Source organism: Variovorax sp. GW822-FHT04A09 (assembly GCF_058801005.1).
The window spans coordinates 126,422-143,012 of sequence record NZ_JBXAMV010000003.1 but is presented as its reverse complement, the minus strand read 5'-3'; the positions used below and the strand labels follow the sequence as shown (position 1 = coordinate 143,012).

The following is a 16,591-nucleotide window of genomic DNA, read 5'->3' as shown; positions in this document are numbered from 1 at the left end:
CTGTGTCGTTACTTGGCGCCGCCCGAGTACTTGGTGACGCTGCTGGCCTTCACGTGGTACCCGCTCACGCCCATCATCGAGTCGTTGCGCAGCGTCTGCAGCTTGCCGGTGACCCACACGGTGTCCATGGCGCGGAACTTCGCGCCTTTTTGCGGAATGACGTGCAGGATCTGGTTGGCCGGCGGCGGCGGGGTGTGGATGCAGGCGCCGAAGTAGGGCACGAGCAGGAACTCGGTGACCTCGCCCTTGGCCTCTTCGAGTGGCACGATGAAGCCGGGGATCTTCACTTCCACGCCGTTGAGCGCGGGGTTGGTGGGCGCGTTGTTCGACACCTCCTGCATCTTCATCAGCAGCTCGTTGGCGCGCGGGTCGCCGTCGTCGAGCGTGCTCAGGTCGACGCCCTTGAAGGCCTTGGCCGGGTCCCAGTCCTTGGGCACCAGCTCTTCCCAGCTGATCTGGCGCGGCTGGCCCGCCGCGGCCTGGGGCGCGGCTGCTGCCGGCTTGCCGCCCAGCGGGTTGGTCGCGGTGGTGTCCTTCGGTGCGGGCTCGGCGGCCCAGGCGGCGGCTGCGAGGCCGGCGCCGGCCAGCAGCATCGACAGGGCGGTGAGCACGCGGGGTGTGGAGGTCTTCGTCATGGTCAGATTCTCGGAGAAAGGCCGTCGGCCAGCGACAGGCGGTAGGCCCGGATGCCGGGCAGCAGGCTCGCGAGCCAGCCGGCGACCAGCAGGCTCGCCGTCAGCAGCCATTCGTTCAGTGTAGGTTCGGACAGGCTCAGCGTCAGCCCGAACTGCGCCTGCAGCCATGGCGAGAGCAGGGCGATGCCGAGCACCGCCATCGTCACGCCCAGCAGCACGCCCAGCACGGTGACCAGCGCGCCTTCGAGCGCCAGCAGCGCCAGCACATGGCGCAGGCCCGCGCCCACGGCGCGCAACACGGCCAGCTCGCGGCGGCGTTCGTTCAGGCCCGCCATCACCACCGACACCAGCCCCGCGAGGCTCACGAGCGCGACCAGGGCCGACATCAGCAGCAGCGCGTTCTCGCCGATGCCGATCACGCTCCACAGTTCGTCGAGCGCCACGCCGGGCAGGATGGCCATCAGCGGTTCGCCGGTGTAGGTGGAGATCCAGCGCTGCACGCCGAACACGGCGGCGCGGTTCTTCAGGCCCACGAGCGCGGCCGTCACGTTCTTGGGCGTGAGGTCGAACTTGCGCACCTGCTCGGCCGGAATCTTCACGCCCGGCATCGGCGCGCCGCCCACCCATTCGAGGTGGATGGCTTCCATCGCCGCCAGGCCGATGTGCACCGTGCGGTCGACCGGCGTGCCGGTGCGCGCGAGCACGCCCACCACGGTGAAGGGCTTGTCGGCATGCTCGGCCACGTTGAGTTCGCCGCTGCCGTGGGCGAGCGTGATCTTCTGGCCCACGTGGTAGCCGAGCTTGTCGGCCACCTCGGCACCAACCACGGCATCGAACAGCGCGTCGAAGGGCTTGCCTTCGCGCAGCTTGAGCGTCTGGCGGTCGCCGTAGCGGAAGTGCGTGAAGTACTCGGGCGTGGTGGCGAGCACCGAGAAGCCGCGGTGCGAGTCGCCCAGCGACAGCGGCACCACCCAGTCGACACCGGGGTGCGCCTGCAGCGCCTGCACGCTCTTCCACGAGATGTTGTTGGTGGCCGCGCCGATGCGGAACACCGAATACAGCAGGAGCTGCGTGGAGCCGGTGCGCGCGCCCACGATGAGGTCGGTGCCCGAGACCGACGAGGCGAAGTTCTCGCGCAGCTCGGTGCGGATGCGCTCGACGCCCAGCAGCAGGAAGGTCGACAGCGCGATCGAGAACACCGTCAGCGCGAGCGTGAAGCGGCGGTTCCAGGCGCTGCGCCATGCGATCGAAAAAAGTGCTCTCATGCGTCCACCGCCATCGCGCTCGATGCCGCACGGTTGATCTCTGGCAGCAGCACGTGCCGCGCGAAGCGTGGCGCGATGCGCTGGTCGTGGCTCACGAACACGAGCGCGCTGTGGTTCACGGCGCAGGCCGTGAGCAGCACGTCGAGGAAGGCTTCGCGCCGGTCTTCGTCGAGCGCGGAGGTGGGCTCGTCGGCGATGACGACCTCGGGCTGGCCGATGAGCGCGCGCGCCGCGGCCACGCGCTGCTGCTGGCCCACGGACAGCTGCAGCGCCTGGCGCTTCCACAGCGCGCGGTCCAGGCCCATCTGGTCGAGCAGGTGTTCGGCTTCGTCGCGCGAGCTGCCGTTGCGTGCGGCCTGCGCCTCGCGCCGTGCCGAGAAGCGGCAGGGCAGCAGCACGTTGTCGAGCACGCTCAGGTAGGGCAGCAGGTTGAACTGCTGGAAGATGTAGCCCACGTGCGCCACGCGGGCGCGGTCGCGCTGCGTGCCCGAGAGCTTGGCCCAGTCGTGGCCCAGCAGCGTGACGCGGCCTTCGTCGGCCACCAGCACGCCGGCCAGCAGCGACAGCAGCGTGCTCTTGCCGCAGCCGCTCGGGCCGTGCAGGAACACGGATTCACCCGCCGTGATGCGCAGGGCCTCGATGTCGATGCAGGGTGTCTTCACGCCGGGCCAGGTGAAGCGCAGGGCGTCGGCGGCGAGCACGACGCGCAAGTGCGTGGTCTCGGCCTGCGGGAGGGTGCTCACGCTGTCACTTGCCCAGCGTCAGGCGGGAAGGCTGCGCCGCCTGCGCGCCGCTCGGGCGCTTCAGCTGGCGCTTGAACTGGCCTTGCGCGGTGGCGATCTGCACGTCGATCTGGCGTGCGCCCTTGAAGGCCGCGAACAGGTTCAGGTCGATGAACTTCGCGGCGGCGGCCTGGGTGCAGTTGAAGGAGAAAGAGGCGTCGAGGTCGGCGTGCCCGCCCGATTCGGCGGGGTCGGGGTTGCCTAGGCCGAGCGCGCCGGAGCGCAGGTCGACGGGGCCGAGCTTGCAGTTGGCGGCGGGGTCGATGGTGAAGAGCTTGTCGGCCGCGCGCAGCTGGGCGATGGCGGCCTCGACGGTCTTCTTCTCGGCGTCGGTCTTGGGCGCGCGCTCGAAGCCGACGATGTTGTCCAGCGGCGATTCCATGGCGATCACGATGGTGGGCCCGTCAATGGCCACGTCGAGCTTGAGCTGGCCGTGCACATGCGCGTGCTGTTGCTGGGCCTGTGCGGGAAGGATGGCGGCCGCGAACAGCGCGGCGGCGGTCAGTGCGAAGCCGGAGGACGTGCGTCGAAGTCGGGTGTGCAGGGTGTGCATCATGGTTCTGCGCCTTGCCGGGTCGGCAGCCCCGGCGTGTTGCTCCATTCGCTCCAGCTGCCGGCATAGAGCGCGGTCGTCCCGAACCCCGCGATCTGCATCGCGAGCAGGTTGGGCACGGCGCTCACGCCGCTGCCGCACTGGTGGACGACGGTCGCCGCATCGCGCCCCGCGAGCAGTGCTTCGAACTCGGCGCGCAGTTGCGCGGCGGGCTTGAACTTGCCGTCGGGACCGATGTTGTCGGCGAAGGGCCGGTTCAGGGCCCCGGGGATGTGACCCGCGATCGGGTCCAGAGGTTCCACCTCGCCGCGGTAACGTGCACCGGCACGCGCGTCGATCAGGTTCTGGTCAGGCTGGCCGAGCCGGCGCACCACGGTGTCGGTGGTCACGAGCCTGGCGATCGGCTCGCCCTGTACGAAATTCGACTGGAAGCGCGCGGGCTCTTCGCGGTCGGTCACTTCGCCGCCCGCGGCCTGCCAGGCCTGCAGGCCGCCGTCGAGCACGGCCACGGCGTCGTGGCCCATCCACTTGAGCATCCACCACAGGCGCCCGCAGTAGTTGGCGCCGTTGCGGTCGTAGACCACGGCCTGCATCGTGTTCGAGAAACCCACCGACGACAGCCAGGCCGCGAACTTCTCGCGGCTGGGCAGCGGATGGCGTCCGCCCGAGGCGGGCACGCCGTCGTCCTGCGCCACCACCACGTCGCCGCGCGCGCCGGGCAGGCCGTGCTTCGCGCTGAGGTCGGTGTCCAGGTTGGCGTACTGCGCGCCCGGGATGTGCGCGGCGGCATACAGCTGCGCGCCGGCCTCGGGCTTCATGAGGTCGAAGCTGCAGTCGAACACCATGAGGGGCGAGTCGCCCTCGCGCAGCTGCCTGAGTTGTTCGACGGAGATGAGGGTGGTGTACATGGTGAGAGCTCCTTCGAAAAATGGTTCGGCGATGGGTGCCGTGGCTGCAGCGTTCAGTGTTCTTCGGCCGGCGCCTTCGGCACGGCCCGCTGGCGCAGCACGGTGGCCGCGATGCCGCTGGCGATGATCAGCGCCATGCCGGCCCAGCCGGCGGCGTCGATGCGGTCGTCGAACAGCACCACGCTGTAGAAGGCCGCGAACACGATGCCCGAATATTGCAGGTTCGCCACCACCAGTGTGCCGGCCTGGGTCTTCGCGGTGGCGTAGGCGCGGGTCATGCACAGCTGTCCGAGGGCAGCCAAGAGGCCGATCGGCAGCAGCCACAGCGCATGCTGCCACGTCCACGAGCTGCCGCCCGAAAACCCGGTCGCGGCCGTGGCGAAGGCGCCGGCCACGGCCGAGCCGACCGCGAAATAGAAGACCGTGCGCAGCTCGGGCTCGCCGATGCGCGACAGCGCCACCACCTGCATGTAGGCAAAGGCGGCCGTGACGCCCGACAGCAGGCCCAGCATGCCCGCGAAGCCGTCGCCGCCGCCCACCGTGGGCTTGAGCATGAGCACCACGCCGGCAAAGCCCGCGAGCACGGTCATCACCAGCGGGCCCTGCAGCGGCGGGCGCTCGATGCGGCCGTCGCGCCCGGGCACCGGCACCCAGGCCAGCAGCGCGCCGCCGACCAGGAAGGCGGCGACCCACACGCTGCTCATGTAGTTGAGCGTGACGGCCGTGGCCAGCGGCATGTGGGCGATGGCATAGAACCACGCACCGAGCGACACCACGCCGATGGTGCTGCGCCAGGCGTGCATGCCGGGGTACTTGGTGGCGAGCGAGGTGCCGCGGTTGCGCGCCAGCAGCCAGAGAAACACGATGCCGATGAGGCCGCGCCCCAGGACCATCTCACCGCTGTTGAACCATTCGGAGGCCACCTTCACGACCACGCTCATGGTGGCGAACAGAAAGGCCCCGAGCACCATCCACAGCGCTTGCATCGATTGACATCCAGATCAGAAAAAAGAAAGCCCCGGCGGGTGCGGGGCGGGGCGGCGTTCAGGCGCGTGGTTGTTGCATCGCGTTGCGGTACCACTCGTGGAACTGCTGCATGCCGTCTTCCATGGGGCTCTGGTAGGGGCCCGTTTCGTTGTCGCCGCGCAGCATGAGCGCGCGGCGGCCGGCGTCCATGCGCTCGGCGATCTCGTCGTCTTCCACGCAGGTTTCCATGTAGGCGGCCTGCTGGGCCTCGACGAATTCGCGCTCGAAGGCGACGATTTCCTCGGGGTAGAAGAACTCGACCATGTTGAGCGTCCTGGTCGGGCTCACCGGGTGCAGCGTCGACACCGTGAGCACGTGCGGGTACCACTCGATCATCACGTGCGGGTAGTAGGTGAGCCAGATCGCGCCGTACTTCGGCGGCTTGCCGTCGCGGTACTTGAGCAACTGCTCCTGCCACTTCTGGTAGACCGGGCTGCCCGCGCGGCCCAGGCGGTTGGCCACGCCCACCGTCTGCACCGAGAACTCGGGCTTGAACTCCCAGCGCAGGTCGTCGCAGGTGACGAAGCTGCCCAGGCCGGGGTGGAACGGGCCGACGTGGTAGTCCTCGAGGTAGACCTCGATGAAGGTCTTCCAGTTGTAGTTGCACTCGTGCAGCTCGACGCGGTCGAGCGCGTAGCCCGAGAAGTCGAGGTCGGCCTGCGGGCCCAGGCCCGCCATGTCGGCCGCCACGTCACGGCCGCTGCCGTCGGCGTTCTTCTCGAACAGAAGGCCGTTCCATTCGGTGAGCGGGTAGTTGTGCAGGTTCAGGCACGGGTCCTGGTCGAAATGCGGGGCGCCGATCAGCGTGCCGGTGGTGCGGGCGTCTTTGGCGGCGTAGGTCCAGCGGTGCAGCGGGCAGACGATGTTGCCGCCGGTCTGGGTGTCGAGCTGGCCCCGGCCCTGCAGGATGAGGGCCTGGCGGTGGCGGCAGACGTTCGAGATGAGCTCCACGCCCTTGGGCGTGTGGACCAGCGCGCGGCCCTGGTGTTCTTGCGGCAGGGTGTGGAAGTCACCCGGCTCGGGTACGGCCAGTCGGTGCCCGACGTAGCGGGGCCCTCGCGCGAAAAGGTTCTGCATTTCGCGGGCGTACAGGGCCTCGTCGAAATACGCGGTAACTGGAAGTTGGCTCGCGGCCTGCTGCAGTTGAAGACTTAAATCAGACATGGAGGACCTGACCAAGCTCCCCACAGGGAGAAAAAAAGAAAAAACGGAAGGCGCCGTCTGCAAGGGTGACGGCCCGAAGAGGTGTGCCGGTGTGACCGGCGGGGGAAGCGGGGATTGTACCCGGGGGGCATTTTTGCGCCCGCCGGGTTTTGGCCTCGCATGGCCGGGCGTCATACAGGGTGTTGCAAAGGGTCGCGCGCGCGTGCGCGGGCTGCCCGGCGGTTCGTTGCGCCCCCGCCCTAAAATGTTCCGTTTCATCCACGATTCGTTGCATGCCCAAGGTGCCTTCTCCTTCCACGACCAGCCCGGCGGCGACGCCCGACACCGGGCCGCTGCCCGCCAGCTACGAAGCCGGGCTCCAGGAACTGGAACAACTGGTTGCAGAACTCGAATCGGGCCAGTTGCCGCTGGACCAGCTGCTGGGCAGCTACCAGCGCGGCGCCGCACTGCTCGGCTTCTGCCGCGACAAGCTGCAGGCGGTCGAGGACCAGATCAAGGTGCTCGACGCAGGCAGCCTCAAGCCCTGGACGGCCGAATGAGCGCCGTCCCGATGACCTCCACCGCCACCACCCCCTGGGACGCGAAGACGCTGGCCGGCTGGGCCGAGCCCCACCTGGCCACGGTCGAAGCGGCGCTGTCGCGCTGGGTCGGCGTCGATGCGCCGGTGCTGCTGGGTGACGCCATGCGCTATGCCGTGCTCGACGGCGGCAAGCGGCTGCGGCCGCTGCTGGTGCTCGCGGCCAATGAAGCGGTCGGCGGCAACGCCCACGCCGCGCTGCGTGCGGCCTGCGCCACCGAACTCATCCACGCCTATTCGCTGGTGCACGACGACCTGCCCTGCATGGACAACGACGTGCTGCGCCGCGGCAAGCCCACCGTGCACGTGAAGTTCGGCGAGGCCGACGCGCTGCTCGCGGGCGACGCGCTGCAGGCGCTGGCCTTCGAGCTGCTCGCACCCGAGAGCGACGAGGTGCCCGCGGCCATGCAGGCCCTGCTGTGCCGCCTGCTGGCGCGCGCGGCCGGCAGCCAGGGCATGGCCGGCGGCCAGGCCATCGATCTGGCCAGCGTCGGCATCGCACTGAACGAAACCCAGCTGCGCGAAATGCACCGCCTGAAGACCGGCGCGCTGCTGCAGGGCAGCGTCGAGATGGGCGCCGCCTGCGGCACCGTGTCGCCGGCCGCGCTGGCGGCGCTGCGCGACTACGGCGCCGCCATCGGCCTGGCGTTCCAGGTGGTCGACGACATCCTCGACGTCACCGCCGACTCGCAAACCCTGGGCAAGACCGCCGGCAAGGACGCCGCGGCCGACAAGCCCACCTACGTGTCGCTGCTCGGCCTGGACGGCGCGCGCGCGCAGGCGAGCCAGCTCCTGGCTGACGCGATTGCCGCATTGGGCAAGAGCGGCTTGACGAACACCGCCGCATTGCGCGCCCTGGCCCACATGGTGGTCGACCGCGACCGCTGAGAAGAACAAAGAACCCACCTCCATGGCTCCGCTGCTTCCCACTCTCCACGACCCTTCGCCGATCCGCCAGTACGACCGGGCCCAGCTCAAGCAGCTGTCCGACGAGGTGCGCGCCTGCGTGCTCGACAACGTCTCGCGCACCGGCGGCCACCTGAGCTCCAACCTCGGCACGGTCGAGCTGACGGTGGCGCTGCACCATGTGTTCAACACGCCGCACGACCGGCTGGTGTGGGACGTGGGCCACCAGACCTACCCGCACAAGATCCTCACGGGCCGGCGCGAGCGCATGCCCACGCTGCGCCAGCTCGGCGGCATCTCGGGCTTTCCGCAGCGCACCGAGAGCGAGTACGACACCTTCGGCACCGCCCATTCGTCGACCAGCATCTCGGCCGCGCTCGGCATGGCCATGGCCGCCAAGCAGAAGGGCGAGAAGCGCCATGCCGTGGCCATCATCGGCGACGGCGCGCTCACGGCCGGCATGGCCTTCGAGGCGCTCAACAACGCGGGCGTGTGCGACTGCAAGCTGCTGGTCATCCTGAACGACAACGACATGTCGATCAGCCCGCCGGTGGGTGCGCTCAACCGCTACCTTGCGCAGCTCATGAGCGGCAACTTCTACGCCGCCGCCAAGAGCGTCGGCAAGAGCGTGCTGCGCAATGCGCCGCCGCTGTTCGAGCTGGCCAAGCGCCTGGAGCAGCATGCCAAGGGCATGGTCGTGCCGGCCACGCTGTTCGAGCAGTTCGGCTTCAACTACGTCGGCCCCATCGACGGCCACGACATCGACTCGCTGGTGCCCACGCTCGAGAACCTCAAGCACCTGGACGGCCCGCAGTTCCTGCACGTGGTCACGAAGAAGGGGCAGGGCTACAAGCTCGCCGAGGCCGACCCGGTGGCCTACCACGGCCCGGGCAAGTTCGATCCGCAGGTTGGCCTGGTCAAGTCGACCACGGCGGCCAAGCAGACCTTCACGCAGGTCTTCGGCCAGTGGCTGTGCGACACGGCCGCGCACGACGGCCGCCTCGTGGGCATCACGCCCGCGATGCGCGAAGGCTCGGGGCTCGTGGAGTTCGAGAAGCGCTTTCCTGATCGCTACTACGACGTCGGCATCGCCGAGCAGCACGCCGTCACCTTCGCCGCCGGCCTGGCCTGCGAGGGCCTGAAGCCCGTGGTGGCGATCTACTCGACCTTCCTGCAGCGCGCCTACGACCAGCTGATCCACGACGTGGCGATCCAGAACTTGCCCGTGGTGTTCGCGCTCGACCGCGCGGGCCTCGTGGGCGCCGACGGCGCCACGCACGCGGGTGCGTACGACATCCCGTTCCTGCGCTGCATTCCCAACATGAGCATCGCCTGCCCGGCCGACGAGCGCGAGTGCCGTCAGCTGCTGACGAGCGCCTACGAGCAGAACCATCCGGTGGCCGTGCGCTACCCGCGCGGCGCGGGCGCCGGCACCACGCCGCACCTCACGCTCGACGCGCTGCCCTTCGGCAAGGGCGAAGTCCGGCGCGAAGGCCAGCGCATCGCCATCCTCGCGTTCGGCACCTTGCTGTACCCGGCGCTCACGGCGGCCGAGTCGCTCGATGCCACCGTGGTCAACATGCGCTGGGCCAAGCCGCTCGACGTCGAGTTGCTGCTGCAGGTGGCGGGCACGCACGACGCGCTCGTCACGCTCGAAGAGGGCGCCATCATGGGCGGCGCGGGCAGTGCGGTGGTCGAGGCCCTGCAGGCCGCCGGCATCCAGAAGCCGGTGCTGCAACTGGGCCTGCCCGACCGCTTCATCGAGCACGGAGATCCGGCCAAGCTGCTCGCATCGATCGGCCTCGATGCCGACGGCATTGCCGCCGCAATCAAGAAACGCTTCGTTTGACAAGAGGTCGCAGGGTAAACCCCCGCCGGCCACCTGTAAGCGCGTTTTTACAATCAAAAGGACTCACAAAAGTCCCTGACGCGGTCACAAGCCGCGTTTTGTTTTTTCCAAAGCACTCGGAGTGAATTCAATGGATCGTCGTTCCCTCATCAAAAACGCCGGCATCGCGGGCGTTCTGGCTGCCGGCATCGCGCCCGCGGTTCACGCGCAAGCCACCGTTCGCTGGCGTCTCGCATCGAGCTTTCCCAAGTCGCTGGACACCATCTTCGGCACCGCCGAGGTGTTCTCGAAGAGCGTGAGCGACATGACGGGCGGCAAGTTCCAGATCTCCGTGCACGCGGGCGGCGAGCTGATGCCCGCCTTCGGCGTGGTCGACGGCATCCAGAGCGGCGCGGTCGAAATGGCGCACACGGCGCCTTACTACTTCTACGGCAAGGACCCGACCTTCTGCCTGGGTTGCGCCGTGCCTTTCGGCATGAACACCCGCCAGCAGAACGCCTGGATGTACGAAGGCAACGGCCTGAAGCTGATGCGCGCCTTCTACGCCAAGTACAACATCATCAACCTGCCGGGCGGCAACACGGGCGCGCAGATGGGCGGCTGGTTCCGCAAGGAAATCAAGTCGGTCGCCGACCTGAAGGGCCTGAAGTTCCGCACCAACCCGTTCGCCGGCAAGGTGCTCGAGCCCTTCGGCGTGATCCCGCAATCGATCCCCGGCGCCGACCTGTACCCCGCGCTCGAAAAGGGCACGCTCGACGGCCTGGAATGGGTCGGCCCGTACGACGACCAGAAGCTGGGCTTCAACAAGATCGCCCCGTTCTACTACTACCCCGGCTGGTGGGAAGGCGGCCCCGAGCTCGACTTCTACATCAACACCAAGGCATGGGAAAGCCTGTCGGCTGATTTCAAGGCCGTGGTCGAAGCGGCTGCCGCGCACGCCAACATCACGATGACGGCCAAGTACGACGCCAAGAACCCGATCGCGCTCAAGCAGCTCGTGGGCTCGGGCACCAAGCTGCGTCCGTTCTCGCAGGACGTGATGAACGCCGCCTTCAAGTCGGCCCAGCAGATCTACTCGGACCTGAACAACAGCAACCCCGAGTGGAAGAAGATCTACAGCGACTGGTCCAAGTTCTTGGCCGACCAGAACGCCTGGTTCCGCTACACCGAAGGCACCTTCGACCGCTTCATGCAACAGCAGAAGCTGTAAGGCACGCGGCGCCGCAACCCGGCGCTTCGCACCTCACAAGAAAAAAAGCCCCGCCGGTTTCGGCGGGGCTTTTTCATTTGGGTTCAGGGTCAGGTTCGGGTGAGGGCGGCGGCGTGGAGGGCAGCGTGCGCATCGCCACCTGTTCGCCGAACGCGATCAGCACCTGCGGGTCGTAGGCGTGGAACCAGGTGATGCCGCCGAAGCGCCGGCGCACCAGCAGGCGCGGTGCGATCACGCGCTCGAGCATGCGGATGTGCACCAGCTTGAGCTGCGCCACGTCCTGCGCGCTCACGCGCTTGTTCCACAGCCAGGTCTGCGTCAGCACGTCGCCTTCGAGGCGGGTGCGGCTGTAGACGATCCAGTAGCCGACCCAGATCACGCACAGGCCCGCCACGCCGAAGACGAACAGGCTGGTGGCCGACCAGCTGGTGGTGCGCAGCGACGGCAGGCTCCACAGCGCGAAGGCGAAGAGATCGACCACCAGCACCACCGCCAGCGTGCGCAGCAGCGGCGGGAAGGCGGCGCTTTCGAGCGGGCCGCCTTCTGTCGTCGCGGGGTGGTCGTTCGGGGCGTCGCCGGGGCGGGCGTCGCTCACGGCTTGGAGGCTTCGCCCGCCGCCGGGGCCGCCGGCGCCGGCGTTTCCTCGGGCGTCTTCTGGTTGCCGAACGGGTCTTCCATGTTCACGCCGTTGTCGGTGGCGGGCGGCGCGTTCGGGTCCACCGGCATGTCGAGGTTGACCTTGTCGATGTCGACGACCTTTTCCTTCTCGAGGAACACGGTCACCGTCTGCGGGAAGAAGATCACGATGGCCACCAGCAGCAGCTGCATCACGACCCAGGGCACGGCGCCCAAGTAGATGTCGCGCGACTCCACCTTCTTGGGCAGCGCCCCGTTCTTGAACAGGGTGTCGGCGATGCCCCGCAAATAGAACAGCGCGAAGCCGAAGGGCGGGTGCATGAACGAGGTCTGCATGTTCACGCACAGCAGCACGCCGAACCAGACCATGTCGATGCCCAGCTTGTGGGCCACGGGGCCCAGCAGCGGCAGGATGATGAAGGCGATCTCGAAGAAGTCGAGGAAGAACGCCAGGAAGAACACGAAGATGTTGACCGCGATCAGGAAGCCGATCTGGCCGCCCGGCAGGCCCGAGAGCATGTGCTCGATCCACTTGGCACCGTCCACGCCCTGGAACACCAGCGAGAACACGCGCGAGCCGATCAGGATGAACACCACCATCGCCGTGAGGCGCATGGTGCCTTCCATCGCGTCCTTCATCAGCGCCCAGTTCAGGCGCCGGTGAATGAGCGCCAGCACCAGCGCGCCCACCGCGCCCATGGCGCCGGCCTCGGTCGGCGTGGCGATGGCCTTGTCCATGAAGGGCAGGCCGCCCATCGAGCCGAGCACCGCGAAGATCAGGATGGCCGAGGGGATGATGCCGCGCAGGCATTTGCCCCACAGCGCCCAGCCGTGCAGCGTGCGCGCCGTGGCGGGCAGGCCCGGCACGTAGTGCGGACGGATGCGCGAGACCAGGAAGGTGTAGATCGCGAAGATCACCACCTGCAGGATCGACGGGCCCCAGGCGCCCTTGTACATCTGGCCGACGTCGGTGCCGAGCTGGTCGGCCATGACGATCAGCACCAGCGAGGGCGGCACCAGCTGCGTGATGGTTCCCGAGGCGGCGAGCACGCCGGTCGAGTAACGCATGTTGTAGCCGTAGCGCATCATGACCGGCAGCGAGATCATCGCCATCGCGATCACCTGGCCGGCCACCGTGCCGGTAATGGCGCCGAGGATGAAGCCCACGATGATCACCGAGTAGCCCAGGCCGCCGCGGATCGGGCCGAAGAGCTGGCCCATCGAGTCGAGCATGTCCTCGGCGAGCCCGCATTTCTCTAACACCGCCCCCATGAGCGTGAAGAACGGAATGGCCAGCAGCGTCTCGTTCGACAAAATGCCGAACACGTTGAGCGGCAGGTTGGCCATGAAGCCGGCCGGGAACCAGCCCATCTCGATGGCGAAGAAGCCGCAGATCAGGCCGAGGGCCGAGAGCGAAAACGCGACCGGAAACCCGATCAGCATGATCACCACGAGCCCCGCGAACATGATCGGGGCGAAATTTTCCATGTGCATGATGTCTACTTGTCCTGCGGTACGGGCGGTGTCGGGGCGGTCTGGCGAAGCGCGACGAACGCCATCACTGCACCGGCTTCTCGTAGTGCGTGTTCATCTCGATCAGTCCGCGCAGGTAGGCGATGCGCTTGATGATCTCGGCGACACCTTGCAGGAACATCGTGCAGAAACCCACGGGCATCAGCAGCGCGGCGGGCCAGCGGATCAGCCCGCCGATGTTGCCCGACATCTCGCCCGACACCCAGGTGTTCCAGAAGAACGGCCAGGTGAGGTAGGTCAGCAGGCCCATCACCGGCAGCAGGAAGAAGGTCAGGCCGAACAGGTCGACATACACCGGCCCGTGGCCCTTGAGCTTGCCGTAGATGATGTCCACGCGCACGTGCTCGTTGAAGCGCAGCACCACCGGCGCACCGAGCATCACGGTGGCGGCGAACAGATACCACTGGATCTCGAGGAAGGCGTTGTTGCTGAAGTCGAAGCCGTACCGGACGAAGGCATTGGCGGCCGAGATGAGCGACGCGGCCAGAACCGCATAGCCGGCAAATTTGCCGAGTTTTTCGCTGACCCAGTCCATGACGGCCGCGAATTTGAGGAATACAGACAAGGGGTGTCTCCCGCGAAGCCCAAGGTGAAGCGCCGGCCCCTGGTGGGGGCTGCGCGCAAAGCCCGCAATGGTATCTCGGTGAACCTTAGTATTGCCTTGACACAAACTCGGGTTTACCCGGAATCCGCGTCGCCAGAGGGCCTGTCGGGCGGTCGCCATAATGGCCCATGTCTTCGAGCCCGCCGCCTTCGACGCCCTTCGGTGCGGCGAGCCCGCCCCTGTCGATCGACTCGCCCGACATGCGCCGCGCCGGCCGCGACCTGCTCTCGCTGGCCCTCATCGACGCGCGCAACCACACGCTGCACCTGCTGTCCCTGTTCGAACAGGCGCTGGGCGAAGCCATGCGCGTGCCGCCGCAGCCGGGCGTGGTGCCGCCGGTCTGGCTGGCGGGCCACATCGGCTGGTTCGCCGAATGGTGGATCGGGCGCAACACCCAGCGCGCCTTCGGCATCGACTGCCCCGTGCGGCCCACGCGGCTGGCCGCCATCGACCCCGACGCCGACGACTGGTGGAACCCGGCCCAGGGCGCGGCCGATCGCTGCTGGTCGCCCGACCTGCCGGGCCTGGGCCAGACCAAGGCCTACCTGCTCGAAACCCTCGAAAGCACGCTCGAGCTGCTCGAGAACGCCGCCGAGACCGATGCCGGCCTGTACTTCTACCGGCTTGCGCTCTTCCATGAAGACCTGCGCGGCGAACAGCTCGTGGTGCTGGCGCAGACGCTGGGCCTGCCGCTGAACATCGAGCAGCCGCCCACCGCCGTCACGCGCGAGCCGCTGCTGCTGCCGGCCACACGCTGGGAGCTCGGCCTGCCCGAGCACAGCGGCTTCCTGTTTGCGCAGGAGGGCACGGCGCACCGCGTCGACGTGCCCGAGTTCGAGATCGACGCCCAGCCCGTCACCTGGGACCAGTACATCGAGTTCGTCGACGACGGCGGCTACGACCGCGAGGAACTGTGGCACAGCGACGGCTGGCGCTGGCTCGCCGCGCAGACCGAAGGCCGGCGCGGGCCGCGCCATGTGGAGCAGATCGGCGTGTCGCGCAACGGCACGGGTGGCTCGGTGCTGCAGCAGCGCTTCGGCGTCACCGTGCGCGCGGCCGGGCACCACAGCGCCGTGCACCTGAGCTGGTGGGAGGCCGACGCCTGGGCGCGCTGGGCCGGCCGGCGCATCGCGACCGAGGTCGAATGGGAAATCGCCGCCCACACCGCCGCGCGGCGGGGCTTCCGCTGGGCCGACGTGCACGAGTGGACGGCAGGCACGCTGCAACCCTGGCCGGGCTTCCGGGCCGATCCGTGGAGCGCCGGTGGCGAGTTCGATCCGGTGGCCGCCTTCGGCCGTGCGCGCGTGCTGCGCGGCGCCTCGTTCGCGACGCGTGCGCGGCTGCGGTCGCCGCGTCGCCGTGGCTTTGCGCTGCCCGATGCCGACGACGGCTTCTTCGGCTTCCGTACCTGCGCGCTGTAGCCGCCTTCAGGGCCGCTCGCCGCCGGCTTCCGACGACAGCGGCGGCGCGACCTCCTCCAGCGGCTTGCGCTCCGCATCGGCCGCGTGGCGCAGCGCCAGCAGCCCCGCGACGATGACCAGCACGGCACCGATCAGGTAGCCCACCATCACCGCGCCGCGGCTGCCGGTCTCGATCAGCAGGCCGAACAGCACCGGCGCCACGAAGCCGCCCGCGCCCATGCCGATGGCATAGAAGATCGCGATGGCCATGGCGCGCATCTCCAGCGGGAACACCTCGCTCACCGTCAGGTAGGCCGAGCTGGCCGCCGCCGACGCAAGAAAGAACACCGCCGACCAGCACAGCGCCTGGCTGCGCGCGTCGAGCCAGCCCTGCATGAAGGCCCAGCCCGTGAGCGCCAGGCCCACGCCGGCCAGCACATAGGTCAGCGCGATCATCCGGCGTCGGCCCACGCTGTCGAACAGCGGGCCCAGCAGCAGCGGCCCGAGCACGTTGCCCAGCGCGAACGGAAAGATGTACAGCGCCACGCGGCCCTCGGCCACGCCGTAGAAGCGCGTGAGCACCAGCGCGTAGGTAAAAAAGATCGCGTTGTAGAAAAAGGCCTGCGACACCATGAGCGCCGTCGCCACCACGCTGCGCGCCGGGTAGCGCCGCAGCAGCACGCGCGCCACCTCGCGCATCGGCGGGCTGTTCTGGCGTGCGGCGGTGTACATGACGTGGCCTTGCGCGGCGGGCAGCGGGCCGTGCTGCACTTCGACTTCGCGCTCGATGTCCGCGACGATGCGCTCGGCCTCATCCGCGCGTCCGTGCGCGATGAGCCAGCGCGGGCTCTCGGGCACATGGCGCCGCACCAGCAGGATGGCTACCGCCAGCACCGCGCCCAGCGCGAAGCCCGCGCGCCAGCCCCACACGGGGCCGATCACGCGCGCATCGAGCAGCACGAGGCTCAGCGCCGCGCCGAGCGCCGCACCGATCCAGAAGCTGCCGTTGATCGCGAGGTTGACGCGCCCGCGCACACGCGCCGGAATGAGTTCGTCGATGGCCGAGTTGATGGCCGCGTACTCGCCGCCGATGCCCAGCCCCGTGACGAAGCGGCACAGCGCGAAGAAGGCGAAGTTGGGGGAGAAGGCCGTGGCCAGCGTGCCGAGCGTGTAGACCACGAGCGTGAGCAGGAAGAGCTTCTTGCGCCCGAGCCGGTCGGTGAGCCGGCCGAACACCAGCGCGCCGATCACCGCGCCCGCGATGTAGATCGAACCCGACCAGCCGATTTCTGCCGCCGTGAGCCCGAGCGTGTCGGGCCGCTCCAGCACCGCGCCGATGGAGCCCACCAGCGTGACCTCGAGGCCGTCGAGGATCCAGGCCACGCCCAGCGCGATCACCACGCGCCAGTGCCAGCGCGACCACGGCAGGCGGTCCAGGCGGGCAGGGATGTCGCTGCGCAGAACCGTCATGCGGGGCATTATGCGAAGCGCATCACCCCCGCGTTGTAGGACCGGCGCTGCAATGCGCCGGTCTGCTCACAGG

General features: G+C 68.5%; 16 protein-coding genes. 5 read left to right on the top strand and 11 right to left on the bottom strand.

The genetic code is table 11. The features are described from left to right. Positions 1 to 8: 8 nt before the first annotated feature. From AC1RLW_RS17125 to AC1RLW_RS17095, 7 genes are read right to left on the bottom strand one after another with little or no spacing between them, the layout of a single operon-like run. The gene (locus tag AC1RLW_RS17125) at positions 9 to 635 is read right to left on the bottom strand and encodes a DUF3299 domain-containing protein (RefSeq protein WP_493194103.1); all 627 of its coding nucleotides are present in this window, start codon (positions 633 to 635) and stop codon (positions 9 to 11) included. Positions 636 to 637: 2 nt separating this feature from the next. Then, the gene (locus tag AC1RLW_RS17120; protein ID WP_070061815.1) at positions 638 to 1,900 is read right to left on the bottom strand and encodes an ABC transporter permease; all 1,263 of its coding nucleotides are present in this window, start codon (positions 1,898 to 1,900) and stop codon (positions 638 to 640) included. Further along, positions 1,897 to 2,643, bottom strand: a complete 747-nt coding sequence (locus AC1RLW_RS17115) for an ABC transporter ATP-binding protein (RefSeq protein WP_492743405.1) — start codon at positions 2,641 to 2,643, stop codon at positions 1,897 to 1,899. Before AC1RLW_RS17115 ends, AC1RLW_RS17120 begins: the two co-directional genes overlap by 4 nt. A 4-nt stretch (positions 2,644 to 2,647) precedes the next feature. Continuing rightward, a complete protein-coding gene (locus AC1RLW_RS17110) occupies positions 2,648 to 3,238 on the bottom strand; it encodes a DUF2796 domain-containing protein (RefSeq protein ID WP_493194101.1) in 591 nt (196 codons plus the stop codon). Beyond that, complete coding sequence (locus AC1RLW_RS17105; RefSeq protein WP_062468825.1) at positions 3,235 to 4,143, bottom strand: sulfurtransferase; 909 nt, start codon at positions 4,141 to 4,143, stop codon at positions 3,235 to 3,237. The genes AC1RLW_RS17110 and AC1RLW_RS17105 overlap by 4 nt, the downstream gene beginning before the upstream one ends. Positions 4,144 to 4,196: 53 nt before the next feature. After that, positions 4,197 to 5,129, bottom strand: a complete 933-nt coding sequence (locus AC1RLW_RS17100) for a DMT family transporter (protein WP_062468822.1) — start codon at positions 5,127 to 5,129, stop codon at positions 4,197 to 4,199. Between the two features lie 58 nt (positions 5,130 to 5,187). Then, positions 5,188 to 6,333 (bottom strand): aromatic ring-hydroxylating oxygenase subunit alpha, encoded by a 1,146-nt coding sequence (locus AC1RLW_RS17095; protein WP_062468820.1) that lies wholly within the window; start codon positions 6,331 to 6,333, stop codon positions 5,188 to 5,190. Between the two features lie 272 nt (positions 6,334 to 6,605). On the opposite strand from AC1RLW_RS17095, the gene xseB reads away from it, so the two are divergent. The 4 genes from xseB to AC1RLW_RS17075 all read left to right on the top strand — a co-directional run bounded on the left by xseB (position 6,606) and on the right by AC1RLW_RS17075 (position 10,875). Next, entirely contained in the window at positions 6,606 to 6,872 is a 267-nt protein-coding gene (xseB, locus tag AC1RLW_RS17090; RefSeq protein WP_062468817.1) for an exodeoxyribonuclease VII small subunit, read from the top strand. After that, entirely contained in the window at positions 6,869 to 7,798 is a 930-nt protein-coding gene (locus tag AC1RLW_RS17085) for a polyprenyl synthetase family protein (protein ID WP_493194098.1), read from the top strand. Before xseB ends, AC1RLW_RS17085 begins: the two co-directional genes overlap by 4 nt. 22 nt (positions 7,799 to 7,820) lie before the next feature. After that, complete coding sequence (gene dxs / locus AC1RLW_RS17080; RefSeq protein ID WP_070061821.1) at positions 7,821 to 9,665, top strand: 1-deoxy-D-xylulose-5-phosphate synthase; 1,845 nt, start codon at positions 7,821 to 7,823, stop codon at positions 9,663 to 9,665. Between the two features lie 130 nt (positions 9,666 to 9,795). Next, on the top strand, positions 9,796 to 10,875 hold the full coding sequence (locus tag AC1RLW_RS17075) for a TRAP transporter substrate-binding protein (RefSeq protein ID WP_062468808.1): 1,080 nt from the start codon (positions 9,796 to 9,798) through the stop codon (positions 10,873 to 10,875). A 73-nt stretch (positions 10,876 to 10,948) separates the two neighbouring features. Here the strand turns inward: AC1RLW_RS17075 and AC1RLW_RS17070 are convergent, their stop codons facing one another. The 3 genes from AC1RLW_RS17070 to AC1RLW_RS17060 form a co-directional block, all read right to left on the bottom strand. After that, entirely contained in the window at positions 10,949 to 11,470 is a 522-nt protein-coding gene (locus AC1RLW_RS17070) for a hypothetical protein (protein ID WP_493194096.1), read from the bottom strand. After that, on the bottom strand, positions 11,467 to 13,005 hold the full coding sequence (locus AC1RLW_RS17065; protein ID WP_062468805.1) for a TRAP transporter large permease: 1,539 nt from the start codon (positions 13,003 to 13,005) through the stop codon (positions 11,467 to 11,469). The genes AC1RLW_RS17070 and AC1RLW_RS17065 overlap by 4 nt, the downstream gene beginning before the upstream one ends. A gap of 64 nt (positions 13,006 to 13,069) precedes the next feature. After that, positions 13,070 to 13,609, bottom strand: a complete 540-nt coding sequence (locus AC1RLW_RS17060; RefSeq protein ID WP_070061823.1) for a TRAP transporter small permease subunit — start codon at positions 13,607 to 13,609, stop codon at positions 13,070 to 13,072. A gap of 167 nt (positions 13,610 to 13,776) precedes the next feature. On the opposite strand from AC1RLW_RS17060, the gene AC1RLW_RS17055 reads away from it, so the two are divergent. Beyond that, positions 13,777 to 15,069, top strand: a complete 1,293-nt coding sequence (locus AC1RLW_RS17055; RefSeq protein WP_493194092.1) for an SUMF1/EgtB/PvdO family nonheme iron enzyme — start codon at positions 13,777 to 13,779, stop codon at positions 15,067 to 15,069. A gap of 6 nt (positions 15,070 to 15,075) precedes the next feature. Here AC1RLW_RS17055 and AC1RLW_RS17050 read toward each other — a convergent pair whose 3' ends face one another. Further along, the gene (locus AC1RLW_RS17050) at positions 15,076 to 16,518 is read right to left on the bottom strand and encodes an MFS transporter (protein ID WP_493194090.1); all 1,443 of its coding nucleotides are present in this window, start codon (positions 16,516 to 16,518) and stop codon (positions 15,076 to 15,078) included. Between the last annotated feature and the right edge of the window lie 73 nt (positions 16,519 to 16,591).